The sequence below is a fragment of the Ruegeria sp. CH11 genome (assembly GCF_056537105.1).
In genome coordinates, this window is sequence record NZ_JBQFQX010000003.1 from 264,621 (window position 1) to 290,821 (window position 26,201).

Annotated in this window: 28 protein-coding genes; 11 read left to right on the top strand and 17 right to left on the bottom strand. The window is 54.1% G+C overall.

What is annotated here, in order from left to right; translation table 11 throughout:
• Positions 1–35 precede the first annotated feature (35 nt).
• From ACR0LX_RS07175 to ACR0LX_RS07185, 3 genes are all read left to right on the top strand, one after another.
• Positions 36–605 carry a carboxymuconolactone decarboxylase family protein gene (locus ACR0LX_RS07175; RefSeq protein WP_480783126.1) on the top strand — a complete coding sequence of 190 codons (570 nt, stop codon included), beginning with the start codon at positions 36–38 and terminating at the stop codon, positions 603–605.
• 277 nt (positions 606–882) lie between these two features.
• The gene (locus ACR0LX_RS07180) at positions 883–1,545 is read left to right on the top strand and encodes a peroxiredoxin-like family protein (protein ID WP_480783127.1); all 663 of its coding nucleotides are present in this window, start codon (positions 883–885) and stop codon (positions 1,543–1,545) included.
• A 117-nt stretch (positions 1,546–1,662) separates the two neighbouring features.
• The gene (locus ACR0LX_RS07185) at positions 1,663–2,541 is read left to right on the top strand and encodes a peroxiredoxin family protein (protein ID WP_480783128.1); all 879 of its coding nucleotides are present in this window, start codon (positions 1,663–1,665) and stop codon (positions 2,539–2,541) included.
• A gap of 272 nt (positions 2,542–2,813) precedes the next feature.
• Here the strand turns inward: ACR0LX_RS07185 and ACR0LX_RS07190 are convergent, their stop codons facing one another.
• The 9 genes from ACR0LX_RS07190 to ACR0LX_RS07230 all read right to left on the bottom strand — a co-directional run bounded on the left by ACR0LX_RS07190 (position 2,814) and on the right by ACR0LX_RS07230 (position 10,376).
• The gene (locus tag ACR0LX_RS07190) at positions 2,814–4,178 is read right to left on the bottom strand and encodes an alpha/beta fold hydrolase (RefSeq protein WP_480783129.1); all 1,365 of its coding nucleotides are present in this window, start codon (positions 4,176–4,178) and stop codon (positions 2,814–2,816) included.
• A 372-nt stretch (positions 4,179–4,550) separates the two neighbouring features.
• A complete protein-coding gene (locus ACR0LX_RS07195; protein ID WP_480783130.1) occupies positions 4,551–6,248 on the bottom strand; it encodes an adenylate/guanylate cyclase domain-containing protein in 1,698 nt (565 codons plus the stop codon).
• 164 nt (positions 6,249–6,412) lie between these two features.
• Positions 6,413–7,291, bottom strand: coding sequence for a CopD family protein (locus ACR0LX_RS07200; RefSeq protein ID WP_480783131.1), 879 nt, complete (start codon positions 7,289–7,291; stop codon positions 6,413–6,415).
• Positions 7,288–7,632, bottom strand: coding sequence for a copper resistance CopC family protein (locus ACR0LX_RS07205; protein ID WP_480783132.1), 345 nt, complete (start codon positions 7,630–7,632; stop codon positions 7,288–7,290). The genes ACR0LX_RS07200 and ACR0LX_RS07205 overlap by 4 nt, the downstream gene beginning before the upstream one ends.
• A gap of 12 nt (positions 7,633–7,644) precedes the next feature.
• Positions 7,645–8,109 (bottom strand): c-type cytochrome, encoded by a 465-nt coding sequence (locus ACR0LX_RS07210; RefSeq protein WP_170494997.1) that lies wholly within the window; start codon positions 8,107–8,109, stop codon positions 7,645–7,647.
• Positions 8,109–8,444: a DUF411 domain-containing protein gene (locus tag ACR0LX_RS07215; protein WP_480783133.1), complete on the bottom strand. Its 336-nt coding sequence runs from the start codon at positions 8,442–8,444 to the stop codon at positions 8,109–8,111. Before ACR0LX_RS07215 ends, ACR0LX_RS07210 begins: the two co-directional genes overlap by 1 nt.
• A 190-nt stretch (positions 8,445–8,634) precedes the next feature.
• Positions 8,635–8,970, bottom strand: a complete 336-nt coding sequence (locus ACR0LX_RS07220) for a hypothetical protein (protein ID WP_170494994.1) — start codon at positions 8,968–8,970, stop codon at positions 8,635–8,637.
• A 210-nt stretch (positions 8,971–9,180) separates the two neighbouring features.
• Positions 9,181–9,732: a luciferase domain-containing protein gene (locus ACR0LX_RS07225; RefSeq protein WP_170494991.1), complete on the bottom strand. Its 552-nt coding sequence runs from the start codon at positions 9,730–9,732 to the stop codon at positions 9,181–9,183.
• 53 nt (positions 9,733–9,785) lie between these two features.
• Positions 9,786–10,376 carry a YceI family protein gene (locus ACR0LX_RS07230; RefSeq protein ID WP_170494988.1) on the bottom strand — a complete coding sequence of 197 codons (591 nt, stop codon included), beginning with the start codon at positions 10,374–10,376 and terminating at the stop codon, positions 9,786–9,788.
• 124 nt (positions 10,377–10,500) lie between these two features.
• Here ACR0LX_RS07230 and ACR0LX_RS07235 point away from each other — a divergent pair, with 124 nt between their 5' ends.
• Entirely contained in the window at positions 10,501–11,082 is a 582-nt protein-coding gene (locus ACR0LX_RS07235) for a TetR-like C-terminal domain-containing protein (protein ID WP_480783134.1), read from the top strand.
• 463 nt (positions 11,083–11,545) lie between these two features.
• On the opposite strand, the gene ACR0LX_RS07240 is transcribed toward ACR0LX_RS07235, so the two are convergent.
• Positions 11,546–12,244, bottom strand: a complete 699-nt coding sequence (locus ACR0LX_RS07240; protein ID WP_480783135.1) for a hypothetical protein — start codon at positions 12,242–12,244, stop codon at positions 11,546–11,548.
• A 234-nt stretch (positions 12,245–12,478) separates the two neighbouring features.
• On the opposite strand from ACR0LX_RS07240, the gene ACR0LX_RS07245 reads away from it, so the two are divergent.
• Positions 12,479–13,360, top strand: a complete 882-nt coding sequence (locus ACR0LX_RS07245; protein WP_480783136.1) for a cation diffusion facilitator family transporter — start codon at positions 12,479–12,481, stop codon at positions 13,358–13,360.
• A 158-nt stretch (positions 13,361–13,518) separates the two neighbouring features.
• Complete coding sequence (locus ACR0LX_RS07250) at positions 13,519–14,382, top strand: hypothetical protein (RefSeq protein ID WP_480783137.1); 864 nt, start codon at positions 13,519–13,521, stop codon at positions 14,380–14,382.
• Between the two features lie 75 nt (positions 14,383–14,457).
• Here ACR0LX_RS07250 and ACR0LX_RS07255 read toward each other — a convergent pair whose 3' ends face one another.
• The 3 genes from ACR0LX_RS07255 to ACR0LX_RS07265 form a co-directional block, all read right to left on the bottom strand.
• Complete coding sequence (locus ACR0LX_RS07255; RefSeq protein WP_170762969.1) at positions 14,458–15,105, bottom strand: response regulator; 648 nt, start codon at positions 15,103–15,105, stop codon at positions 14,458–14,460.
• Positions 15,102–16,505 carry a sensor histidine kinase gene (locus ACR0LX_RS07260; protein ID WP_170676366.1) on the bottom strand — a complete coding sequence of 468 codons (1,404 nt, stop codon included), beginning with the start codon at positions 16,503–16,505 and terminating at the stop codon, positions 15,102–15,104. Before ACR0LX_RS07260 ends, ACR0LX_RS07255 begins: the two co-directional genes overlap by 4 nt.
• 103 nt (positions 16,506–16,608) lie before the next feature.
• Positions 16,609–17,007 (bottom strand): MerR family transcriptional regulator, encoded by a 399-nt coding sequence (locus ACR0LX_RS07265; protein WP_170724271.1) that lies wholly within the window; start codon positions 17,005–17,007, stop codon positions 16,609–16,611.
• Between the two features lie 99 nt (positions 17,008–17,106).
• Here ACR0LX_RS07265 and ACR0LX_RS07270 point away from each other — a divergent pair, with 99 nt between their 5' ends.
• Complete coding sequence (locus ACR0LX_RS07270) at positions 17,107–17,430, top strand: hypothetical protein (RefSeq protein WP_480783138.1); 324 nt, start codon at positions 17,107–17,109, stop codon at positions 17,428–17,430.
• Between the two features lie 4 nt (positions 17,431–17,434).
• Positions 17,435–17,653 (top strand): GDCCVxC domain-containing (seleno)protein, encoded by a 219-nt coding sequence (locus ACR0LX_RS07275; RefSeq protein WP_254429233.1) that lies wholly within the window; start codon positions 17,435–17,437, stop codon positions 17,651–17,653.
• Between the two features lie 22 nt (positions 17,654–17,675).
• Here the strand turns inward: ACR0LX_RS07275 and ACR0LX_RS07280 are convergent, their stop codons facing one another.
• Positions 17,676–18,092: a MerR family transcriptional regulator gene (locus tag ACR0LX_RS07280; protein WP_170492529.1), complete on the bottom strand. Its 417-nt coding sequence runs from the start codon at positions 18,090–18,092 to the stop codon at positions 17,676–17,678.
• 73 nt (positions 18,093–18,165) lie between these two features.
• Here ACR0LX_RS07280 and ACR0LX_RS07285 point away from each other — a divergent pair, with 73 nt between their 5' ends.
• Both ACR0LX_RS07285 and ACR0LX_RS07290 read left to right on the top strand, forming a co-directional pair.
• Positions 18,166–18,801: a cation diffusion facilitator family transporter gene (locus ACR0LX_RS07285; RefSeq protein ID WP_170641766.1), complete on the top strand. Its 636-nt coding sequence runs from the start codon at positions 18,166–18,168 to the stop codon at positions 18,799–18,801.
• Positions 18,802–19,086: 285 nt separating this feature from the next.
• Entirely contained in the window at positions 19,087–20,937 is a 1,851-nt protein-coding gene (locus ACR0LX_RS07290) for an adenylate/guanylate cyclase domain-containing protein (protein ID WP_480783139.1), read from the top strand.
• Between the two features lie 379 nt (positions 20,938–21,316).
• On the opposite strand, the gene gyrB is transcribed toward ACR0LX_RS07290, so the two are convergent.
• Both gyrB and ACR0LX_RS07300 read right to left on the bottom strand, forming a co-directional pair.
• Positions 21,317–23,734: a DNA topoisomerase (ATP-hydrolyzing) subunit B gene (gene gyrB / locus ACR0LX_RS07295; RefSeq protein WP_480579387.1), complete on the bottom strand. Its 2,418-nt coding sequence runs from the start codon at positions 23,732–23,734 to the stop codon at positions 21,317–21,319.
• Between the two features lie 101 nt (positions 23,735–23,835).
• The gene (locus ACR0LX_RS07300; RefSeq protein ID WP_480783140.1) at positions 23,836–24,408 is read right to left on the bottom strand and encodes a TetR/AcrR family transcriptional regulator; all 573 of its coding nucleotides are present in this window, start codon (positions 24,406–24,408) and stop codon (positions 23,836–23,838) included.
• A gap of 100 nt (positions 24,409–24,508) precedes the next feature.
• Here ACR0LX_RS07300 and ACR0LX_RS07305 point away from each other — a divergent pair, with 100 nt between their 5' ends.
• Positions 24,509–25,075, top strand: coding sequence for a carboxymuconolactone decarboxylase family protein (locus tag ACR0LX_RS07305; protein ID WP_480783141.1), 567 nt, complete (start codon positions 24,509–24,511; stop codon positions 25,073–25,075).
• Here the strand turns inward: ACR0LX_RS07305 and recF are convergent.
• On the bottom strand, positions 25,072–26,169 hold the full coding sequence (gene recF, locus ACR0LX_RS07310) for a DNA replication/repair protein RecF (RefSeq protein WP_480783142.1): 1,098 nt from the start codon (positions 26,167–26,169) through the stop codon (positions 25,072–25,074). The genes ACR0LX_RS07305 and recF overlap by 4 nt on opposite strands.
• Positions 26,170–26,201 lie beyond the last annotated feature (32 nt).

The following is a 26,201-nucleotide window of genomic DNA, read 5'->3' on the forward strand; positions in this document are numbered from 1 at the left end:
CTTCGATGCAAATGCATTCCAAAAAGGAACATCAAATGGCAACCTACGCACAGCACACGGTAGACACTGCTCCTGAAGGGTCCAAACCGATCCTCTCAGCGATCAAAGGCAAAATGGGCTTTGTGCCGAACCTGATGGCAACAATGGCGGAATCCACTGTTCTGGTCGAAAGCTACATGACCATGATGGGCATTTTCGAGAAAACAGATCTGACGCCCACTGAACGCGAAATCATACTGATGACGAATAATCGTCTGAACGGCTGCGCCTATTGCATGGCGGCGCACACGACCGTGTCGAAGATGGCAGGAGTGGATGACAGTGTCATCACGGCATTGCGCGCGGGCACACCAATCGCGGACGCCAAACTCGAAGCGCTTCGCATTTTTGCTGAAACCATCAACGAAACGCGAGGATGGGCCAGTGTTGAGCAGGTCGACGCTCTGATCGAGGCCGGATATTCAAAGCAGACCATTCTTGAGGTCATCGCCGGAACGGCACTCAAGGTTTTGTCGAACTACACAACCCACATCGTGAACCCGCCGCTCGACAAGGCATTTGAGCCGATGGCTTGGAATCCGGAAACCCCTGCGTCGGCAGAATAGTCAGAGTCCTTTTCGCCACGGGGGCTTAATTCGCATTGGATCGCCAGAAATACGGACGTCCGGCAAACGAGCGTCGCGCTTAAAGCGCGGCGCTGTTTTGTTTTTCAGACTGAGTTTGTTCCAATTGGGATCCGCAAATTGGATCATTCGTTTTTTGAATAACCCTTACTCGAATTGGTCAGCTACCACCGTTTTCTCAACGGGCCAAATATCACAACAGGCGGCACGAAAGACCCCTGAGCCGACCAGAGAACGCAATTTGAGAAGTGGAAAAGACATGACCCTCCAAGACCAACTCGACGACTTCAAGGCCCAATTCAAGACCATGGCCCCCGAAGGCGCTTTCGAAACCTTTGCCCGTTCGACACAAGAGCTGATTGACAGCGGTCAGGCAGAGCGTGCGTTGAAAGCGGGTGACGTTGTGCCTGACTTCGTGCTGACGGATTCGGATCGTAATCCGGTCGCGCTCAAAGACCTGTTGGCCAATGGCCCGGTGGTTCTGACGTTCTACCGCGGTGTTTGGTGCCCCTACTGCAACATCGAGCTGAAAGCGCTTGAAGCTGTTGCCGAGGACATTCGCTCACGTGGTGCGACGCTTGTCGCAATCTCGATGCAGGGCGCTGCCGACAGCCGAAAGTCGCAGAAGGACAATGAACTGCGTTTCCCGATCCTGACGGACAAGAACGGCGTGCTGGCCGAAAAGCTTGGTATCCGCTGGACGCTGCAAGATTACGTCATTCCGGTTCACGACGGGTTTGGAGTCCACTTGCCGCGCATTCATGGCGACGGCCAGTGGAACCTGCCGATGCCCGCGCGCTACGTCGTCGATACCGACGGCACAATCGCCTATGCCGAAGTGAACCCCGACTATACGCGCCGTCCTGAACCAGCGGATCTGTTCCCTGTTCTCGATAGTCTGTCGGCAACAGCCACTGCGTAACCTGGTTGCGCGCTTCGAAAGACGGGGCGCGGACCATCCAACCTCTCAACCCCCTGCACTTACGTGACCGATGAGCCACCTCAGGCATCTCGGCAAGATCTCGAAAGGATTTTCGAAATGAAAGGCAAACTTATTCTTCCCTATATCATGCTGAACATGCTTTCAGGCATCGGTTCGGTCGTCATGTTCTACCTGTCGGGCTTCGATCCGATCTGGAGCGGGACATTCTTTGCCACATTCACCGTGCCATTCTTTCTGATGGTGCTGGCCGGTGCTTTGGGCATTTCCCGCACCTCCAAGAACCTGCCAATCATCCAACTCATCAACCTGGCTGCGGTGGCGTGGGTGGTCTACCAAATCAGCGCGCGCGGTGGTTTCACAGCTACCAGCGACTACGTTGCCATAGGCCTAGCCTCGTTTGGCGCGATCACTATGCAATGGTATATTCACATCTTCTCGAACTATGGCCGCAAGCCAAGCACAGCCATCGCAAAGGGTAAAGTACTGCCTGAATTGCCCCTGCAACGTCTGGACGGGACCAGCACGACTTCCGCGTCCTTCGCAGGCGAAAAGACGCTGCTGGTATTTTTCCGCGCCAACTGGTGTCCGTTCTGCATGAACCAACTCAAAGAAGTGAAAGCAAAAGCGGATCAACTGGCGAAGGCGGGTGTAAAGGTGAAGTTCATCTCCAACCAAGGCATCTCCAACTCGGAGAAGCTGGCCAAAGATCTCAGTCTGCCCGCACATTTCGAGATACTCCAGGACAACGATCTTGCCGCAGCCAAAGCCCTAGGCATCGAGGAATTGGGTGGCGCTCCGTCCGGTATGCCGGGCTACCCCACCGATACCGTCAAAGCGACTGTGATTGCACTTGATGAAGACGGCAAAGTGATCTTCGGCGATGAGACAGACAACTACCGCATTCGCCCTCATCCCGATACGTTCCTACACGTCTTCGAACCGCGAAGCAGTGTCCGGGCGTTCTCAACAGCATAAGAACTGCGACGACCCAAAATTAAGTGCTGTGTGTCACAACGCGGCACTTTGCTTTCTCTGCTCTTGGCAACCGTTCGCCTTCTTCGCTTCTATGACCGTTCACAGCCCAAACCGGACATTCGTAACAAGACTTTGCAGTTTCCGAGATCAGGACAAAGCGGTCGATGACGAGAAGCTTAGAGTTTTCAAATTCAAGTATCGAAAATCAAAGGGCGCACGGCATCTTCTTACCTTCGAACAATAAAGTTTTGGCGATGAACAACGTACACTGCTCAAATTGAACTCAAGAAACGCTCAATTTCCACTAGGGCTTTAGGCCAGGCAGGATCATACTCTGGCATCGTGTTGTTTGCTGTCTCAAGGCCAACAAAGCGCGCATTCTCGATGCCGGAGGCGAATATCCTACCTTGTTCAACACTGTGCATCCTGTCTCGATTAGCGTGCATGACAAGAGCCGGACAGGTGATCCGCGGAAGTAGATCGGTTACGTCGACCCCTGCGACCAGTGGTCCAATCTTGAGCCAATCCTGATGGTCCATTGCCACTTTCATAAACTCAGCATAAGTGCGCTGGTCATGCGGACTTGCGGTTGGAGCAAATGATTGGGCCATCAAGTCTCTTGCAGAAGGGTATTCATCGTTCCAGCCTTCAAGGCTCATATCCATCATAGCTTGCCCAAGCGCGGCAATGCCGGGCTGTGAACGCACCGCAAGTCCTTGTGCAAATCCACCGAGTAGAACCAACCCCGAAACACGGTCAGGATTATGTGCGGCAAAAGCCGCGGCAATGGTTGCCCCAAAAGAAATACCAAACAATGAAACTTTTTCGATCCCGGCTGCGTCCAGCACGGCCTCAACATCTTCGACGATTCGATTCAAAGACACATCCTGCACGCCGCGCTGGGACAAGCCATTGTTTCTACCATCAAACCGATAAAGGCAGTGATTTTCAGAAAGCAGCGGCAACCACCCGGCGATGGTGTTCATCGTCCAGTCGTATTCCAAATGCCTGAGCCAGTTTGGTGTGACCAGTAACTTTCCACCGCTTCCAGTGGACGTCCAAGCAAGCGTTGTACCGTCTTTTGATTTTGCAAAACGGACGTCTTGAGAGTTAGCCAGAAGCTTGTTCTTTGCGCGTCTTTTGTCACCATCTAAATCAATAGAGTAGGCTTCCACTGGATTTGGAATTCCCTTCAGCCGTATCGAGCTTTCTGGTCGCAACGCAACTGCCAGCGAAGTTCCCGCAACTTCGGCAGCTGTCTTGCTGACGAGACAACTTCCAATATGGGCGCTGGACTGAAGGCGCGACGCAACATTAACGGCCTCTCCAAACAAGTCTGTACCATTTGGCATTACGTCGCCAACGTGAACACCTCCTCGAAGTGTTACGTCTTCATCTCTCATCTGATTGAAAATCTGGCTGGCAGCATCAATTGCGTCTGTGGCTGAGACAAACTCAACCAAAGCACCATCTCCCATCAGCTTGAATATTCGTCCTTTGTTTTCATGGACCAACGGTCTGATCACATCGTCCAAAATGCGTTGTAGAGTGTTCAGCGTGGTCTCAGCATCCTCTGACATGCGCTTGGTATAATCGACGACATCGAGGCTCAGGATCGCAGCAATTTTCCGCTTCATCAGTCGATGTGATCCTTTTAGCTAATCCAATTCTTCTGAACCAAAATTAACAGGCGAATAGATTTTTGTGGCTAAAACTTGTGCCTGGGTATTTTGCTAAGCCTGCAAGTTCCAAAACTTGCGTTGAAACACACAGCCGAGCAAAATGTCTTATTGGCTGGCGAAACCTAGAATTAAGGTGAAGTAGTTAGCGCGTTTCGCGTTACTAACAAAGGTTCACTTTGCAATATCCATTCTGAAAGTGTCAGCCCGTTGCTCTCTTCATCTGTGACCGATGGCAGCCCGGAGCCGACATTCAATTCCGAGCTTTGCAGTTACTGAGATACGCAACCAAGCCACCGATTTTACAAACTCAACTTGGTTCCGGCACCGCTATTCTGGCAACCCTGCGCGGCGAAGCGCCTCAAAGTAGCGTTCAGCGCCTTCAGAGCTACCATAGTCAACGTTGCTACGCCATTTCGAGATCGTTTCATCAGGTTCCATTTGCAGCATTTGCGCTAAAGCCTCAGACGCTTTTTCAGGTTCCCCAAGCATTGCGTGAGCAGCGGCCCTCGTGCTGTGAAGTGCGGCATAGTTCTTTGAAAAGCGCAAACCTGCCTCTGCGTAGGCGATGGCATCGTGGTCTCGACCCAGCATTACGCAAGAGGTGGCGGCACCTCCGGAAGCACCCACGAAAACGGCTCCATATCGGCCCAACCGAAGCGCTGTCTGAAAACAGCTTAGTGCCATTTCAGGAAAACCGGCCCAATTGTACCCCCAACCCATAAACAAATGCAGGCGGGCATCTAATGGCGCTCGTTGCCGTATTTGCTCAAGCGCCACGGAAAGTCGATCCGCGTCCCCGTCAACATTGTAGTCAGCCACTGCAATACTCAGATCAAGCGTTGGGCTTTGACCTGCCATGTGTCGACCGGCCTCGATCCAGTGTGGCAGATTCTGGTAGTAGGATGACAGCTGGCGACGAAGATCATAGGTTCTCGCGCCATTCATTGTCCAAATAGCTTCGGCATAGGCGGCAGCGAGGGTTGGTTTGGCTTCGATGGCCCTGGCGTGGTACGACAACGTCTCTTCATAGCTGTCGATGCTGGCCTCCGACCATGTGATCATGCCCATCAGGACGCACTGTTCGGCAGTCAGTTCGTCTTCAGGCAAAGCCGAGAGCTTTGCGGTCAGCGACTGGATCAAGATCCCACTGACGGCATCCAACAGCTTTTCTACGACCTCGTCTTGCCAATCAAAGATTGCTTCGACTGAACCGTCGAACTTATGGGTCCAGATTTCGGAACCAGAAGAGTCATTTAAGCGGGCTTCCAGGCGCAATCGGTCTCCGTGTCCACGCAGCACGCCACGAAGTGCATATCCCTCTGATGGTTCTGTGGAAGATATCGCTGCGTTTAACCAGTTGATCGTTCGAAAATAAGAACCGAAATCTGAAGTGAGAGCTGCGGCCATTTCTTGTAATTCAGTGCGTTGGTCGCTGCACATGACAGGATGGATGGATAGCTTTGGCAAGCTCGTCTCTGTGAAAGAAGGCGAACTTTGCGATACACCCAGGTGTGGTCCATCGTGAATCCACACATCCAAGCTGCGCTGGATGTTCTTGAGCTTCTTTTTCCCAACTGCTTTGAAAGCGTCTGCCAGAGTGTGCTCAAGGTTCAAATGTACGGGTTCAGAAATTGCGATGCCACCGGTTGGCGCAATGCTCTCAAGCCGTGCGGCAATGTTTACACCATCACCTAGGATGTCATCACCTTTTTCTGTGATGTCACCCACATGAACACCGATCCGCATGTTCATTAACGAGTGTTCAGCCAACTGCTCTTGTAGCTGCATTGCTGCGGTTACAGCTTGCGCCGCGCTGTCAAATTGCACCAACCAACCATCGCCCATGCTCTTCACAACACGACCTGACTGGCCTGCTATCGTTGGGGTGACGATGTCGCTTTCCAGGTGATCAAGCATGAGAATTGTGGCTTGCTCATCTTGGTGCATAAGCGCCGAATACCCAACGACATCCGCAGCTAGTATCGCCGCCAACCTTCGTTGCAACTGTTGTCCCCTGTCCGACATGCGTTCGACGATAGATGATGCGGCCCTCTACTCCAACTGCCTGAATACGAGGTTCGCTCAGGGCTCTTTCTGGCGCTCTCCGCCCTTGGCATCAGCGTCAGTTCGCAGCCCTTAACGGACACTCGCAACAAGGCTTTGCGTTTCCGGATTTGGACCAAAAGGCGTCAGAGATTGATGGGAGGTGTCGTCACACTGGTTAGCGTCGCCGTTGCAAGCAGGATCAGGACAACAGCCATCATCTCCATCGAAATCGACCGACGGAGCGCGATAGTCGCATCATGCTGCTCAGCCCTGAGAGCCGGAACGAGTTTCAACTTGTTCAGCGCCGCGATGCCAAGAAGGGCGGAAACGATCACGACCTTGACCAAAAGCACCAATCCATAGGCCGTTCCGAACAAGGCGGCCAGTGAGCCCGAAAGCAGCCATGCGAGTGCCGCGCCTACTACAATCAGGACGGCAACTCCGTAAGCAGCGACATTGCCAAAGTGGTGCAGTAGATCGGCCCCAGTTGGAGTGAGCGCCGCTTTGCGCAAAGGCAGGAGAGCACCGACCCAAAACGCGGCAGCCAGTAAATGCAGAACCAGCAAGATTGCGAGAGCCGCCCTGGGCTCTCCGAGCGAGTGTCCCACCTGAGCAAAGGAAATCGCTATGGCAAGGCTGCCCGCCAAAGCGATCCACCGCCCGACGCGCGGGAGCAGAATTGCCAGTATCGCGAGTTCACCCATTCCTTGCCAAATCGCGGCGGTGCCAAGTGGACTGTCCCAGACAAAGCCAAGCATCATTGGGTCCGTCGCGCCCTCAAAGCCCATTCCGGATATCCGCGCCGCTCTGATGCCGAAACGCAAAGCCAGAACGGCGAGACCGAGAAGCGCCGCACCGACCGCGAGGTGACGTGCGAGGCGCAAAACGGTCGCCTCGGCGCGCGTGGCAAAGAGAACGGTGAACAGGACGCTGCCCATCGCCAGCAGCGCCGCACCGTAGCCAAGTGCTTTCGCCAAAATGGCCAAGACGACAACACCGTCAATGGGGGCCAGTCCGGTCACTTAGCGACTGTGAAAGAAAAGCTGCCCTGCATCGGGTGGCCGTCTGAAGCCATACCTCGCCAGTCGAAGCGGTAGCTCCCGGGTGCAAGCTCCTCCAAAGGCATAGCCCGGAATTCTGTGGCGGGATCCATACCCGTTTCGCGGTCAATTTCGACATCGCCATCGGGTGAGGTCAGCGTGACCGAGATGATGCGCATCGGATCATCGAACCGCATGGAAAGCTCCGGCACGTCCGTGACAGTCGCGCCGTCAGCTGGTGTCGTTTCTTCGGACTTGGAATGCGCGGCCGCAAGTATTGGAGCCATTACTAAGACCAAGCCGATAAGAGTTTGTTTGATCATCTGAGTTATCCCCTATTCGGACTGGGCATTCAGCTCGTCGTGGTACTCACGAAGATCATTGGGCCAGGTTGACTTGATAAAAGAAAGGACCGCTATGATTTCGTCATCGCTGAGCACACCTTCATAGACCGGCATACTGGTTGGGGGCGCATTTTCCATCAGTCCGGCCAGGCCAAATTTGGTCAAGGTGAAGAGCGTTTCATCATCGTGGTGCCACGTATGCCCTTTGGCATCATGCGGCGGTGCTGGTAGCAAACCGTCCTCGCCGCGTATCCGCCAGTTTGGCTGTCCTTCAAGGTTCTCACCGTGGCAGGCAGCACATTGTGCCGCGTAAATATCTTGGCCAGTGGCGACAACTTCCGCGTCATCAGGTGTCAAAAGACCGACCGCTTCCGAGGCTTGGGCCAGAACGAACGCTACTGTGAAACCGGCGAGCGCAAGCCCACCGGTAACCAAGAGTGTTGTGCGCACTACCATCAGGTGTCGAACGGCTGAGCTGTGCCCGCGCGGTAGTACACCGTTCCGGTCCCAGCCTCTCCCCCAAATGCAACGACGTCGTAGCGGGCGGACGCATCGTCGCCCATACCTGGAGAGCCCATTGGCATGCCAGGAACAGCTAGCCCTGTGATGCCAGGCCGATCCCTCAACACGGCTTCCAGTGCTTCGAACGGCACATGGCCTTCGAAGACATAACCATCGGCTTCAATGGTGTGACAGGATGCGAGGTTCAGCGGGATACCCCGCGCTGACTTCTGTGCCTCAGGGTCGGTCAGATCCTCAACGGTTACGGCGTAGCCACGTGCGCGAGCCAAGTCGGCCCAGGCGTGACAACATCCGCAACCTGGTGAGCTGAGCACGTGCATTGGGGTGCCTGCACGGACGGGGAGAGCGGTCGCGATGAGAGCAGTTGCAGACAGTGTGGTGAAGTGACGACGTGTGATCATGTCTGTCGGTCCTTTGATGTGAAAATTGAACGGATTGCGGGCGGGCGCCCGTTGCCGTTCAGGCTTTCGGAGGACCGGTGGGGACGCCCATTGCGAGGCCCGAAAAATCGGCTCCAGCGTACATCACACCACCCACTGAGATCACCATTGGAGCAATCGGCGAAATCCCCACCGTGGCGACAAGATCACCAAAACAGGATGCTGAACCCATGCCGCTAGTGGTGTCACAACAATCCGCAACAGCTTTCTTGGCATTAGCCAACGGATCGTCGTCCGCCATTTGAGCATGATGACCAGAATGATCCGATCCATGGGTCAAGCCATGCTTCACGGACGCTGCGGATGCGCCAGAGAATGCAACAACAAGAAGTATCGTCAGGACCAGGCGAAACATACCAAATACCTACTGTGGGTATGTGGTTTTGACAAGTTACGAGGATGGGTCGACGCAAACGATCCTAGTTGCACCCGTTGTGGGTGCGCCACATCTCTGGATCATGCCCGGCTGGAACTGTGGAACATGGATCATCTGTATATCCGCGTGCGGCTGCATACTGGCTGACCTGCGTGTTAGTCAGCAACGGTAAGATCAGCAGGTAGGCGTTTAGCCCAAGGTGTTGCCGGTGATGAAGGTGTACGAACTTTCCACCAGATCGATGACGACATCCAGCTCTTCTGGTGTGGTCGGAGTATAGATCATGACAAAGCCGCTCCATCCGGGGCGTTGATCGGCCCAAGGGTGCGCTACGGCCCAGCCGGCCTCAATTGCCCGCCGCGCCATTGCCGGGTCGAGCGAGGCGTGCAAGCTGCCATCAGGATGCATATGCGCAAACTCAAACCCACCGACGATAGAGTTCGGTTGAGACAACAACATGTCAGGATCAAGCTGAAAACCAGTCGCGCCAGGTAATGATATGCGTGTTGGGCCAAGTGTGACCCCTGGGAATTGCGCAACTCGCTCCAGCAATAGCTGGGCCAAATCGGCATTAATTTCGACACCAATTTGAGTATGCGGTACGCCGCTTGTTGTTTCGGGACGGGGCGAGGAGCGCTCCGGCAAGGAGCGCTCTTGCGCGGACGCCATCGAGCACATCAATGCCACTACCGTCACGGCAACCGTCAATGTTCTCATGTGTACATTCATCGTGTTGACCATCCGCCAATCAAAAAGATTGAGTGCTGAGCACCGTATCGGTGCCCTTGCACACTTCACTCAGCCTTTAACGCTTCGATATTGATTAAGAGCTCTATCTCGTCGCTCACCGCTGGTGCAAAGGCCCCAAGTCCGAATTCAGACCGCACGATAGTCGCCGTGGCTTCCAGCCCCAAGGTCGGCGTGCCCTCCTTTTCGCCAAACGGGTATGGCGCTGACTTGTTAAGCGTTGTTTCCAGAACAACAGGTTTGGTGACGCCATTCATGGTCAGGTCGCCAGAAATATTCGCGGTATTGTCACCGGTCACTTCAATGCTGGTTGAGGCGAAAGTGACAACGTCACCGTCACTCGCGCTAAAAAAGTCATCGGACATGAAGTGTTGCAGACGAGCGTCCCAGCCCGTGATCATGGATTTTACAGGCATAGACACTGTGACAGATGACGCAGACGGATCATCTTCATTGAACTCTATCTCGCCGCTAAAACCTGAGAACATTCCAAACGTTTCTGAGAACCCGATGTGGTTGTAGCTGAACAAAACTTGGCTGTGTCCGGGATCCAGCTCGTAAGTGCCGCTCTCGGACAATGCTGTTGTCGCGCCCATCGATAAGAGTACCGCCAGCGGGGTTGCTGCCACTTTGAACATTGATACGCTCCCATTTTGACAAGACGTGTTTGTGGAATTGAGTTTTGGGATTTAGGTTTTGGCCGACCATACTTTTAGGACAAAATGTTCTACTATGCAACAAATTGTTCTATAGGAGGAGTGATTGAAAGAAGATCCCAGGCTGATCGCCACACGACAGACTGCGCTTGATGCTGCGCAAAAGATACTGATGGATGAAGGCGTGCTGCACGTAACTCATGGCGCAGTGTCAAAGGCAACGCGCATTTCGCGCAGTACACTTTACAGGCACTGGCCAGATGCGCGCAGTCTGCGTGATGCAGCATTCCGGCGCATCGCAACACCGCCAAACATACCGCCCAAAACCGATGGCCCGCTACGATCTGACTTGCGCTGGTTACTCGGTGTACTGATGGGAGCCTTGAATGACACACCGTGGGGCCAAATCGCGCCTCAGGTGGTCGCTGCTGCGTCCACCGACGAAGAAGCGCGGTTGGTGATCACTGAATTCATGAAAGACAGGTTCGCAAGTGTTGAAGCAGTATTTGCAGCAGCAATAGATCGTGGTGAGATCACCGCCGACGTTCCGATTGACCAGCTCATAGAACTGGCAATCGCGGCACCTTATTTCCGCAAGCTCATTCGTTACGAGGCACTGGACGAGGATTGGTTGGATCGACATGTTGATCTGCTTTGCAGTATCGCGAAATCCAATCCTGGACGGTGAGAATCGCCTGAAATTGCAAACGAAGCGGCCAATAAACATAACAGTTTCCAAGATCGCAGTATGACTACGTTTGCCGCTTGACATCAGCACGTCGCAGGGTCAATTCGAAGCGTTCCCCACAACGTTGACGACTGCACCCTGATTTGTCGCTGCCGCTAATTCACAATGCAACATGAACACCTTTGAGTTCAGTGTCGCCCACGGCAATGTCGACTTTCGGGAACCGGCCAAACATTGCAATGTCCAGTATCCTCCTCGGATGCGCCTTTCGCTGACTTGTAAATAAGTGACTTGAAGCAGCCCAAACTGAACCTTCTCACCCAAGCATTGCAATTTAGTAAACTCGCAACGAAGCGGCATCTAGACTATTTCCGCCCAAAAACCGCTTCCAAAACGCGATCCCCCAAACTGACTTGGTAATGTCAGGTTCAATGCGGGCGTCACGCGTACCAATGCTGCCCGATTAGTCCGTTGCAAAGCAATAAAACAGACCTGCCCCGCCTGAACGTGGCAGATGTTCCTCTCCGCAACCGCGCGAGCCGTGCGATGAGTTCCAGGACATCATGTTTCGAGCATCGTTGAGACCTACACGATCATGGTGCCCGACAATCGCAGATCCATCTTCACTATTCGAAGTCCAGTTACTGCATGTTGTGTCGCCTCCTGCCGTCGAGAAGTATCCCGCGGAATCGGAGCCGGTCAGAATGTCGTGTTTGTTTGGCTGACTGCCACGCCCATTGACAGGGTTACCATTTTCGTCGAGCGCGGTCTGTAGATAAATGTTCACGCTGTTGCTGTGCAGGTCCTCAACGTTGTTGGCGATGAGCTCTCCGTTGGCATTGTACCACGGACCCGATCCGATCCGGTCGCGAGCAGAAACGCCATTGGTGATTGTCATTGGGTCGGTGCTGCGATCAATGGACATTGAGGTGCTCAGATAGGCCGCAAAAGTCTTGGTAGAACCGGTCGCGGAAGCAAGCGCATTGCAATGAGCATCGGCGCCTTCGAGGCCGCCTAAATTTGCACCGTCCCCCTTGCCCACACTAGTGATGAAAAACGACATCTCCTCGCCTGCCGATTGCGCGTGTGCAGTCGCAGCGATACAGCAGATTACGAGTGCAACAACCCCATGAGCAGTTTTTCTGTTGGTGAACTTCGACATGTGTGTCTCCCTTCGTACTGTTTGATCACAGATGCTAGCTCTATGTAACCATCAGGTCCATCCAAGCAACGGATGTATGACACTATGGTGCTGGAGCCATTCACTACAGCCGGTCGTGCATGACCGACCCTGTGGCCCTATTCATTATTACCCAACTCCTGTCTTACGTGTTAAGTACGGGCGCTCACCTGTTCCCAGGATCATTTGTAACGATTGACTAAGGGTCGTGACGGAATGACACAAAAAATCGCTCTTTGGTCCATTCCGATATCCATTGCGGTACTGGCTCTAAAACTGTTGGCTTGGTGGCTGACAGGCTCGGTGGCATTGCTGTCGGACGCAATGGAATCTACCGTGAATGTCGTTGCGGCGTTGCTGGCATACTTCGCAGTTCGGGTTGCCAATAGACCCCCTGATGAAAACTACCCCTTTGGTCACAAAAAAGCCGAGTATCTTTCTGCCGTCGTCGAGGGCGTTCTGATTGTGCTGGCGGCGTTCTTGATCATCAGAGAAGCTGTGCTGGCGCTCCCAAACCCGCATCTTGAGGATGCACCGCTGCTTGGAATCGTCGTCAATGTTATTGCAACAGGTGTGAATGGCGCATGGGCTTACCTATTGCTCAAAATCGGCAGGCGCGAGGGTTCGCCTGCATTGGAGGCAAGCTCCCGGCACATTTTTACAGATGTCATGACTTCAGTTGGTGTCATTGCAGGTCTGATACTGGCGCTTGTCACCGGCTGGCTGATCCTCGATCCGATTCTGGCAATTCTCGTTGCACTGAACATCTTGTGGGAGGGTTGGAAAGTTATTCGGTCGTCCGTCGATGGCCTGATGGATGTGAGCCTGTCGGAACATGACTTGCAGACTGTTTCTAATGCAATCGAAGCAAACCTCGGCACAGCCTTAGAGTATCACGACCTCAAAGGGCGCAGATCCGCGAATGTCATCTTCGTGGAGTTTCATCTTGTTGTGGACGGCACAATGCCAGTCAGCGCGGCGCATGATATTTGCAATGACATCGAGGAAGAATTGGATCGTTTGTATCCGGGTTCCGTCTTTGTCATTCACCTCGAACCTGATGACGAGTTGAAGGGTGACGGGGTTAATTCCCACTAAACTGGTCAAATGGGTCAGCAAAACTCTATTAGTATGACTGATCTGACTAAGACGTTCGGCTTGAAATTCGTCAGACCTAAGCCCGATGTGGGAAAGCCGAACCAGAAGTAACCTGTCTTCAATGTCACGACGCGTGATGATCAGAATTGGAGGCGAAAATGAAAATTCAAAGAAAGCTGGGTCAACTTCTTAGTACAGCGGCGTTGGCTTCGTTGATTGCGGCGACGCCTTATGTGCCAGCGTTCGATGCCGATGGTCGCTTACATTTTGAACCGTCATATGCCTTTGCCAAGAGCGGCAAGGGGAAAGACGGGGATGGTCGCGACGATGATCGGGATGATGATCGTGACGACGACAGAGATGATGATCGGGACGACAACTCGGGGTCGGGTAGTAGCGGCCGTGGTGGTGACCGGGACGATGATCGTGATGACGATAGAGACGATGATCGCGACGACGACCGAGATGATGATCGTGACGACAATTCAGGGTCAGGCAAAAGTGGTCGCGACGATGATGACGACGATGACGATGACGATGACGATGACGACTCGAAACGCTCCAATAGAGGCAGCGGAAAGAAGGACCGGTCTCAAGCAGGGGGCAAACCGTCGCGTTCGGCTGGGGTAACAAAGGTCGAAACAAACGCTAATGGCATTGAAGTACGTTACGCCGACGGAACCAAGGAGGAGATCGAAAACGGGCGGTATGAGAGAAAGAATGCGCAGAACCGAACTGTTGAGGAGCGCCCTGCGACCGGTGCTGACGTCTCAAGGCTTCGGTCTTTGGCGAATGGTATCTCAATCGACAGCGTGCGTTCTTCTGGGCAAGGCGGCACTACTGGAAGTCGGCCCACGAAAATCGAACGCCAGGGCAACAATATCGAAGTAAACTATGCCAATGGGTGGAAAGAGGAGATCGAGTTTGGGCGCTACGAGTTGAAAGACCCGTACAACCGGACTGTTGTTGAGAGAAATGCAACGGCCTCTGATCGCCAGAGGTTACAATCGGTTGCCAATTGAACAGCAACACCAGTCGATAATCTGTTGGCGGCTTCTCATAGAGAGGGGCCGCCATCGTCGATAAAGAGACCGCTGTTAATCTCCCTTGTTCCAAACATCATGGGCAATGAGCGCGGCCTCTACCCGATTTCGCGCATGAAGCTTGGACAGGATTGCCGTCATGTAGTGCTTCACGGTCTTTTCCTGAAGGTCTAACTCGTCAGCGATTTCACGATTACTCAGTCCTTTGGCTACACGTCTCAGTATTTCTTCCTCACGATGCGTAAGGTCATCGAGAATGCTGCTGTTTATAGACATGCCGCTGTCAGCATTGATTTGCAGCAATACTCGCGAGGCCAAGCCCGGAGAAACGAACCCTTCACCTGCGGCGATGCTGCGTAGGGAAGCGGTCAATTCGCTCGCGGTTACTCCCTTCACAATGTACCCAATCGCGCCCGCCTCTAAGGCGTCCGCGACATCGCTGCTGTTCTCTGAGACCGTCAAGATTGCAATGACGGGTGGATTTGCCATTGCCGCAATTTTACGTGTCGCATTTATTCCACCGCCGGGCATAGAAAGGTCAAGAATAGCTATGTCCGGCTGATGCGTGCCGACCAGCGATACTGCCTCTTCAGCGTTGGACCCAGCGGCCAAAACTTCGAAACCATCAGCTTCATCTAACGTGCGTTGCAAACCATCCCTAAATATCGGGTGATCATCAGCTATTACGACGGATGTAGTCATGATGTGCCTAACTTTCTGGGAAAGAGTGTCATAGCAATGGTGGTGCCTTCGCCCGGTCTCGATACGACTTCGAACTTGCCACCAATACTCTCGACCCGATCTCGCAAGCCCATAAGCCCCTGGCCACCATCGTCTCGCAACGCGGTTTCTTCTGACCTGTCAAATCCAGGTCCGTCGTCTTTGACCTTTACAACTATGCGGTCGTTCTGCGCCTCAGAGATAACCGTACACTTGGAAGCTGGAGCATATCTTGCGGCATTGGAAAGCGTTTCCTGAAGGAACCGAAAAACGCACAGCTTGTCCGACAATGACAACTCTGGGGCCTGGCTACCTTGGAATGAAATATCTGGTCGCAACGGGCTGTGTTCGGCATGATCCTCTACGGCTCTCTTTACAACATCGACGAATGACAGGCTGTCGATATCTGGCGCGGACAGCCCTCGCGATATTGCACGAATCTCAGCAAGAGATTTTTGCAAAGACTGCTGAATTTCTTCTGCCTCCATAGGCCTTTCGGACTCTTCGGAAAACGCCGCCTCCAGTCTAAGAGCGGCGAGCGACAGGTACTGCGCAGGACCATCATGTAGCTCGGCACCGAGTTTCTTGAGGAACCGATCTGTTTGCGTAGCATATCTTTCTGACGCCTCGACTACACGCGACCGCAGCCGGGCATTCTGCTCGGCCATCCTCTCACTTTCTGTCAGGCGCTGTTTAAGAAGAGCCCCCTGTCGTCGAATTGTTTTGTCACCAATTGCGACGATGGAATACAGAACAATAGTACTTGCCAGAAATGCGGAACCGACGACCAACCAACTTGTTCGCCTGGCCTTGGCCAAATCTATCTCCAGCTGATCGGCTCTTTCGTAGAACTCCGCAACTGCGATGATTTCGCCGGACCAGAGTTCGCGGATGGGGCTGTAAACTTCAAGTAATGGTATCCCCAATGCCGCCTCGGCGGCGCTCTCGGCATGATCAAGCTCTTCGAAAGAGCCGGAGATATCACCGCTCCACGCCCGCCTTAAGTCATCCGTTGGATTGAAACGGTTTCCAATGATGTCTGTATCCGAGGCATGCGCAATCACACCGCCTTGCTTCCAGAATTTGTAGGAGACGATGCGGTCACGCATTGGCTGGGTCATAAAAATCTCGTCCAGCGCCAGGCTCGCCTGCTCAGAAATGCGGTCGCCATGAGCCAATTCCTGGCTGAGCGGGGATACTACGCTTTCCATATATAGAGCCGCAGAGTTGGCGGAGTTTTGCACGACTGCGTTCTGGATTCGATTTGACACCCAGACCCCGACAATTGCGGTAGCAGTGCCCATCACAACGATGCTGGCCGCAAGAAACACTCGCGACAACGACCAATTGCCAATCGTCAGGTCAGTTACTTTCACTCTCATCGTGAAATCGACTATGAACTACAATCTGTTACCGCACCACAGACCTTGGTCTGACGCGATCTGACCAAATCTCAGATACTTTGATTCCACCCAGTGGCCAGAGTCAGATATCATCCATCGTTCTCAGTCTTTGCAGCATCGGGCATTGAACGTTTCCGCTATCACAATTGGCCGTAAGCTCACTCAAGGCGTGCTCCAGACGTCTGAGCTCATCAATCTTGCTTCTAACGCTGGCAATGTGTGTCTCGGCCAGTTCTTTCACTGATCGGCAGTCTTCGGCACTTCCTTCTGACAACTCCAAAAGCGCTTTTGCGTCTGAGAGAGGAAACCCCAGGTCGCGGCATTTCTTCAAAAATCGAAGTCTTCCAACATCGCTTGCTGAATAGAGGCGGCGATTGTTCAGAGCTCGCGCGGGTCTCGGTACGATACCTTCGCGCTCGTAATAGCGGATGGTTTCTATTCCAACCCCGCTTTGCCGAGAAGCCTCACCTATCGCAATCATGTGAAGTGCCTCCGCTTGATCCTGTAGTTACTACAGGAGTTATACGCTCTGAATGCCGGTGCCTCAACACATTCAAATCGAGTACCCAGGGAGCGAAAGATGAAGAAGTATTTGACCCTCAGCTACCTGGGATCGGTTTCCGCTCTGGGAGTTGCGACATGCTGTGTTCTTCCAATGGCCATGATGTTGCTCGGCTTGGGTGGCAGTTGGTTGGCGATATTCGGAAAAATAGCGGCAGCAAGCTACTATGTTCTCGCCATCTCAACAGCGCTGATCGCGGTTTCGTGGTTCGTAGCGCTTCGAAACGGGACGTTGGCAAACCTGAAATGGTGGCTTGTCGGAAGCACGGCGATCACCGCGCTGGCATGGGTCATCGTGTTCAATGAGGCTCAAATCAACGATTATCTAATCATGCAGATGTGAGACAATGACAAAACAAACTGTGGTGCTGGATAGCACTTTGACCTGCCCTCGGTGTGGGCACGTTGAAATCGAGAAAATGCCAACTGACTCGTGCCAGTGGTTTTATGAATGCAAATCATGCAAAGCAGTCTTGAAGCCTTTAGAAGGCGATTGCTGTGTTTTTTGTTCCTACGCAACTGTCCCGTGCCCGCCAATTCAAGTAGGCAGTTCGTGCTGCGGTTAAAGGCAAAATCAGCTTCCAAAGATCAGTGTTCGTGACGGCACAGATCATGGTCGGCGAGTGAAGCAAGCACGTAGCAGTGCTCTGAAACCCCATCTCCACTACAGCCTTTTGAAATCCGGTTCAGCTCTTTCTCAAGTGCGCGGAGCCTTTTGATTTTTGCCCGGACCTCCGAGAGCTGAGCGGCTGCTATATCGGTTGCGGCTTTGCACGAGCGATCCGGATGGCCTTGTAAATCGATCAATTCAGATATCGCCTCCAGCGAGAACCCAAGGTCACGCGCGTGCTTGATGAAACTAAGGCGTTCCATTCCCGCCGCATCGTAACGCCGCTGATTGCCTTCGGTGCGTTCTGGCGCACTGAGCAGCCCCATTTCCTCATAGTAACGAATGGTCGGAATCTTGACCTTTGTGCGCTTGGACAAGTCACCAATCGAAAACATCAAATTACCCCTTGAACCTCTAGTCACTAGAGACACTACACTATGCTAAAGACAGATTCAAAGAGGCCTAACTATGTCTGGATGTTGTGGACACGACGCTAAGTTTGACGGCGTTTCAGATGATTACAAAAGGCGATTGTGGATCGTCATTGCACTCAATGCCACAATGTTCGTGGTCGAGATGACCGCAGGGCACTATGCGAAATCCCAGGCACTACAGGCCGATGCACTCGACTTTTTGGGAGATGCCCTGACCTATGGCATTTCTCTGGCTGTAATTGGTGCGTCGATCCGTGCACGCACAAATGCTGCTTTAGCCAAAGGTCTCAGCCTTTTTCTGATGGGTTCATGGGTGCTCGGATCGACAGTTTATCGCGTGTTCTACGTCGGAGTTCCTGAGGCTGAAATCATGGGGGTGGTGGGGTTCCTTGCTCTGCTTACTAACCTTGCCAGTGTTCTTCTGCTCGTCAGGTACAAAGATGGAGACGCGAATGTCCGCTCCGTCTGGCTTTGTTCCCGCAATGACGCCATCGGGAACGTGGCAGTGATGTTTGCCGCTCTCGGCGTTTGGGGCACAGCCACAGGATGGCCCGACCTCATCGTCGCGACGATCATGGCAGGTTTGTTTTTGTCGTCATCTGTGCAAATTGTGCGCCAAGCTCTGGCGGAGCGGCGTGATAGCAAGTTCCATCAACAGATTAGCGCCTAGCCGAACGAAGCTCCTGACGCCAAATTGAGCCAGAGCAAGAATATTGTTTTGTAAGGCGTCAGCCTACGAAGTTTGACCAAGTTTTTTGTCGACTTTAGCGCTGCGGCACTGATTCCGGCATCTTTTTTGTTTGAGAACATCCCTAAAAAGAAAGCTCAAAAATAATCTATGGCGGTTTCGGAACTCCTTGTTGGGCTGTGATTTTGTACGTGTATACTTAAGGTGAGACGTGCAATCTCATCGAACTTAAGCAATTGTTGAGCATGGCCGCATAGGACAACAATTATGACTGAGGTCAGGGTCGAGCGCCGGCTTGCCGCGATACTCGCTGCCGACGTGGTCGGTTACTCCTCGCTGATCGAGCGTGATGAAACTGGCACTAGAGCGCTTTTGAACGCAGCATTTGACAAAATCATTGCTCCGGCTTTCGAACGTCATCGCGGACGTTTGTTCAAAACAATGGGGGACGGATATCTGGCTGAATTCGCCTCTGTTGTCGAAGCTGTCGAATGCGCGGCGTCAATTCAAAGGAGCTTTTCCGATCACAACGACCTTACGTTAAGGATCGGGATTAACTTGGGTGATGTCATCGTCGAGGGAGATGATCTTCACGGAGATGGGATCAATGTAGCGGCGCGGATCGAGGCTTTGGCAGAGCCCGGTGGTATCGCAATCTCACGCTCGGCGCGGGACCAGATCCTCGATAAATTGGACATCACTCTACAAGATCTTGGGGAAGTTCAGGTAAAGAACATTGCCCGACCTGTTCGAGTTTTCAATGTGGTGGATTCAAACACAGTCTCAGAAACTCAGGCTCTGTTCAAGCGGCAAAGTCGTTTCTGGAAACCGATTGCGGCGGGCATTATTTTGTTGGCATTACTCATTTTTGGCCCCTCAGCCTGGGAGCAATTGCGTCACAGCGAGATGGAAGCGGCGTCGCTAGAAAGAATGCAGCTAGCACTGCCCGATAAGCCATCGGTTGCAATTATTCCCTTCAAGACACTATCAAGCTCTGAAGAAGAAACGCTGTTGGCCAATGCAGTTACCGAGGATCTGACCCGTGCTCTTGCACGGGTAGACGGGCTTTTCGTAATTGCTAGCAGTTCGACAGAACGATATCGCGACCAAAACACCAGTCCCGCCTCCGTTGCGGAAGAATTGGGCGTTGCTCACGTTGTGCGCGGCTCATTGAGACGTTCAGGCGAACAGGTGCGCGTCGACGTCGAACTGATCGATACCTTGTCCGGGCGAATAATGTGGAGCGACAGGATTGATCGCGCGTCCGCTGACGTTTTCGAGCTTCAGGACTCACTCGTGGAACAATTGGCGCAGCAGTTTTCTGAAGATTTGGAACGCGTCACGGGCCAGCATCGCTTCACTGAGAACCCCGAAGCCTTTTTACTCTGGGCGCGCGCGGACGAGGCAAGTTGGGTAAATACCCCAGCTTCCTATCAAAGAGCGCGCGCTTTGGCTCGAGAAGCACTTGCACTGGATCCCAACTTTGTGAGAGCCAAAGCTTTGTTGGGATTTGTTGAGACGCAAACTGGGTACTTTCGAGTTGCCGACGACCCGACAACTGCTCTGGAGACTGGTCTTGATATTGCGCAGGAAGTCGTGCGTCTTGAACCCAGTGACTGGTACTCGCGTCAGGTCCTTGCGCAATCACTATTGAACCTGCGTGACTATGAAGGGGCGCTTGAGCAGTTTACGCTCGCAATGGAGCTTGAACCCGCACATCCGCAACTGTTGACCCGCTCGGCATTGGCTTTGATTTTTCTTGGTCGCGGCAGGGAAGCCGAAGAACTGCTTCGTCTTTCAGTGCGCTTGAATCCCTATCACAATTGGCTGGCAGACCAGCTGTTGGGGCAAGCCATATATCTGCAAGGTCGCTACGAAGAAGCGCTGGAACATCTTGAGATTTCTCGGGCAAAAAATCCACGCTTTATTGGAAATCTATGGTGGCGTGCGGCTGTCTATGGCCAACTCGGAGATGCCGAAAATGCGAACTTAGCAATTGACGCCATTTTGGAACGGATGCCAGATGCGAGCATTTCCACCAGCTTTATTCAGATTACCGATCCAATCGGACAAAGCCGCTTTCAAGAAGGATTACGCGCGGCCGGGCTGCCTGAATGACACTGCATAAAAAACGGCTTCTTCAAGTTTGATACAGGCTGCGCGCCAGAATATGCAAAGTCCGCTTCCTGCGCATCACAGACCTTCGCGAGAATCCAAGCAAAAAGGCCGCATGGAACCCAAGGGGCCTTAGGAGGCCCCATGCGGGGTTGGGCACCGCAAAGGACCAAAACCGTAACAACTACGCCAAAAACTGATTGAATTCATCGCTAAGGCAGACAATCGCGCAACGCAAAACTATGGGCAAGCTACGCAAACTTTTGGGCAAATCGTGCAAAGTTATGCGCAAACGTCGCGCAAAGTTATGGGCAAACTTCAAGGATTTTCTTAAATGAAATCAATGCCGGTAATACAGCGTTATGAGAGCACTTACAAAAAATCAGAAATCCAGGTTCTCGACGCTCAGGGCATTTTTCTGAATGAACTCGCGGCGGGGTTCTACCACGTCGCCCATCAGCTTGGTGAACAGGTCGTCTGCCTCGACCATGTCATCCACGCGCACCTGCAGCAGCGTCCGGGCGTCGGGATCCAGAGTTGTTTCCCACAATTGGTCCGGGTTCATTTCGCCCAGCCCCTTATAGCGTTGCAGCGACAGACCTTTTTCGCCTTCTTCGAGAATGGCACGCAAAAGGTCCAGCGGTCCGTGGATCACCTGGCTGCGGTCTCGGCGGATCAGGGTGGCGGGGGTGTTGTAAACCTCTTGCAGGCTTTGGGTGAAGCTGCCGGTCTTGCGCGCCTCGCCGGAACGCAACATGGGGCCGTCCAGGGTGCGGACCTCTTCGACGCCGCGCAGGATGCGGGCCAGACGGATGCCATGGTCCTGGGTGATCCGACCCTGCCAGCCGCGTTCGTATTCCAGGGCGATCAGATCCAGACGGGCAGCGACCTTGTCGGCGACGCCTTGCAGATCCGCATCCACGGCACCGGGCACGAAGGCTCCGGCCACCGCAGCCTGTTCCAGAATGTGGCGCGGGTAATGGGTCGGGAAGGCGTCCAGCACACGTTTCAACTGACGGGCTTCGTCAACCACACGGGTCAAATCCTGACCGATGATCTCTTCACCCGAACCGAGTTTCAACACCGCGCCTTCAACACCCTGATTGATCAGGTAGTCATCCAGCGCAGCCTGATCTTTCAGGTACACCTCTGATTTACCGCGCGAAACCTTGTAGAGCGGTGGCTGCGCGATGTAGAGAAATCCGCCCTCGATAAGCTCCGGCATCTGGCGATAGAAGAAGGTTAGCAACAGGGTGCGGATATGCGCGCCGTCCACGTCCGCATCGGTCATGATGACGATCTTGTGGTAGCGTAGCTTTTCAATGTTGAATTCGTCGCGGCCAATGCCAGTACCCAAGGCCATTACGAGGTTGCCGATTTCCTGCGACGAGAGCATCCGGTCAAACCGCGCGCGTTCGACATTCAGGATCTTACCGCGCAAGGGCAGAACTGCTTGGGTCAGACGGTCACGTCCGGTCTGGGCGGACCCTCCCGCCGAGTCACCCTCGACCAGAAACACTTCGGTCTTTGATGGGTCTTTCTCGGAACAGTCTTTCAGCTTACCCGCCAAGTAGTTCACATCCATCGCGGTCTTGCGGCGGGTCAGTTCGCGCGCCTTTCGGGCGGCTTCGCGGGCCAGCGCAGCCTCGATGATCTTGCCGACAATGGCTTTGGCCTCGTTGGGATTTTCCTCGAACCACTCGGCCAGCTTTTCGTTCATCAGACCTTCGACAGCCGGACGGACTTCGGACGATACCAGCTTGTCCTTGGTCTGCGACGAGAATTTCGGGTCGGGAACTTTCACCGACAGCACACAAGTCAGGCCTTCGCGCGCGTCATCGCCGGTGAAGCTTACTTTTTCCTTCTTCGCAATTCCGCTCGACTGCGCATAGTTGTTGATCGTCCGGGTCAGAGCCCCCCGGAAACCGGCCACATGGGTGCCGCCATCGCGCTGTGGGATGTTGTTGGTAAACGGCAGCACCGTCTCGTGATAGCTGTCATTCCACCACATGGCGATTTCGACGCCGATATCGTCGCGTTCGCCCTTGATGTAGATCGGTTCTGGCATCGCAGGGGTTTTCGACCGATCCAGGTATTTGACGAACTCCTTGACGCCGCCTTCATAGAACAGCTCGGTCTCCAGCCGTTCTGCGGGACGCTCATCGATCAGGATGATCCGCACGCCCGAGTTCAGGAAGGCCAGTTCGCGCAGGCGCTTTTCCAGCGTCTCGAATGAATATTCCAGGTTCGAGAAGGTATTGGTCGAAGCCAGAAAGCGCACCTCGGTTCCGGTGCGATCGCCGCATTCCTCAACCACCTTCAGATGCTCGGCCGTCTCCCCACCTTCAAAACGTGCCACATGTTCCTTGCCAGCACGCCAAATGCGCAGTTCCAGCCAATCTGACAGCGCGTTCACCACTGAAACGCCCACACCGTGCAGACCGCCCGACACTTTGTACGAGTTGCTGTCGAACTTACCTCCCGCATGCAGCTGGGTCATGATGACCTCAGCGGCCGAGACACCCTCTTCCGGGTGGATATCCACCGGAATTCCGCGTCCGTTATCACTGACCGAGACGCTGGAATCCGCGTGGATTTTCACGGTTACATGGTCGGCGTGACCGGCCAGCGCCTCGTCAATTCCGTTGTCCACGACCTCGTACACCATATGGTGCAGGCCCGAGCCATCATCCGTATCCCCGATATACATACCGGGGCGCTTGCGAACCGCCTCTAAGCCTTTAAGAACTTTGATGGAATCCGCGCCGTATTCCTGCGGTGCCTGTGCGTCTTCGGACATACCGTTCGTACCTATATTATTTTGGTAACTTATACGTTTTCTGGTGGGGAATGTCACGCGATCCCCCACATTTTGTGGTACCATTCCGGAAATTTTGTTGATCACAGCCGGTCGAGATCGGCGGCAATGTCCGCAGCAATTTCAGCCGCATTCACATCCTCACGCTCAGCCGACAATCTCAATCCCAAAAGGTCAGATTGGTACCGCGCCGCCAGCCGGTCAGGATCGCGATCGGCATCAATGTCACCGACTTCCTGAGCTCTGCGAAACAGGTCGGCGAAACATGTTCTCATCTGTGTCATGTGAATCCGCGACTGCTCCGCGAGATCGTGATCTTTGGACTGTAGCTCTGCGTATGTCTTGGCCAGCATGCAGGCCTTGGTTGGCAACTCTGCGGATTCGATCACCAGTTGTGGCTGCGCCTTGAGCGCCTCAAGTGGTCCGATCTCCTGCGCCAAACGCATCATATTGGCCATCCCGTCCTGCGCATACCGCTCCAACGCCAGCGCATAGAGAGCATCCTTGGAACCAAAAGCCGCGTAGAAACTGCCGGGTTTCAGTTTCAGTTCCCGCTCCAGATCCTTCAACGAGGTCCCGGCCCAACCCTGACGCCAAAAGATATCGCGCGCCTTGGCAATCAGAACATCTCGGTCGTAAGCGGGTTTGCGCGGCATGGTCTTCACCAATTCTTGAACGGTCACTCAAATATATACTTGAGTGATCGCTCAAGAAACCCTATTTCTGAGCTACCGCGCCAGAAACAGGAGCTTTGACATGGCAAACTTCCCCTCTCATGACCTCGAAACTGCCCCCGAGGGATCCAAACCCCTGCTGGAAAAATCGCAAGCGGCGTTCGGTCGCCTGCCTGGCCTGCACAAAGTGATGGCCGAAAGCCCGCAACATCTTGAAGGTTATCAGGTGCTGCATGGTCTGTTCCTGCAAACGGACTTTGACAATGACGAAAAGACCGTCGTCTGGCAGACCATCAACGTCGAAAACGAATGCCATTACTGCGTCCCGGCACACACCGGAATCGCCAAAATGATGAAAGTCTCGGACGAGATAACCGAGGCGCTGCGCAACGAAACCCCGCTACCCTCAGCCAGGCTTGAGGCGTTGCGCACCTTCACCCTGCAACTGATGCAAAGCCGCGGCAATCCGACCGAGGAACAGCTGCAAGCCTTCTTTGATGCTGGCTATTCGCATCGTGCCGTGCTGGATGTGGTTCTGGGTCTGGCGCAGAAAACAATGTCGAACTACGTCAATCACATGGCACATACCCCGGTCGACGAGGTCATGCGCGGCTTTCTGTGGGAACGCAAAGTCGGCGAACCCGCCTAAGCGCTGACGACCGAGCCCTGATCACCTTCGGTGACATCCAAGGTCTGCGCCCGATCCCCCAGTTCCGCAAACAGTTCAGGCCCGGTGCCCGTCATCCAGGCCTGAGCACCCAAGGCGCAAATCTCGTCATAGAGCGCCGCCCGCCGATCCGCATCCAGATGTGCGGCCACCTCATCCAGCAACACAATTGGTGGTGCACCCACCAGTTCAGCCAGAGCGCGCGCGTTCGACAGGATTAGCGACACCAACAGCGCCTTTTGTTCTCCGGTTGAACAATCCTTGGCCGGAACTCCTTTGGCGGCAAAAACACCATAGATATCCGACCGGTGCGGCCCGATCAGCGTGCGCCCAGCCGATAAATCCCGGAACCTGCTTTCATTCAATGCCTCGCGCAAGTCGTCGCTTGTGTCGGGCATCTCACCTTCGGTCTGCACAAGTTCAAGCTCGGCAGAGGGGAACGCGGTTTCTGCCCGCTCCTGCGCGATGCGCAGATGTCCCAGCGCCGCCAGCCGCGCTGCGTGTACCCGGTGCCCGGTGTCTGCCATCTGCCCCTCAAGCGCCGTGTACCAATGGGCATCCCGCACTTGCTCTTTCAAAAGACGATTGCGTTCCCGCATGGATTTCTCATAGGTCAGCGATGCTTCAGCGTGCGAAGGGTCAAAACTCAGCGCAATCCGGTCCAGAAACCGCCGCCGTCCCTCAGCCCCCTCGATCCAAAGCCGATCCATTGACGGCACCAACCAGACAACCCGCGCCAGCTTGCCCAGGTCGATCTGACTGGCCGCCTTGTCATCAATCCGGACCTGCCGCGCTGCGCCGCCTTCGGACCAGGTCTCAACCTCATAGTGCCGCCCCTGCGCTGCCAGAACCCCCGACAGTTTCCAGCCCAGCGCTTCGGGTCGCCGCGTCATTTCCGCCGCGCTAGCCCGCCGCATCCCGCGCCCGGGCGAAAACAGCGACACAGCCTCAAGTATATTGGTCTTCCCCGCTCCGTTCGGCCCGTGAATCGCCACCGGCCGCCCGTCCAACGACAAACGTGCCAGCTTATGAGACCGAAAATGCGAGACCGTAAGCTCGGTCAGGGCCAATCCCATGACCCCTCCCTTCATCTTTTCAAAAATACTCC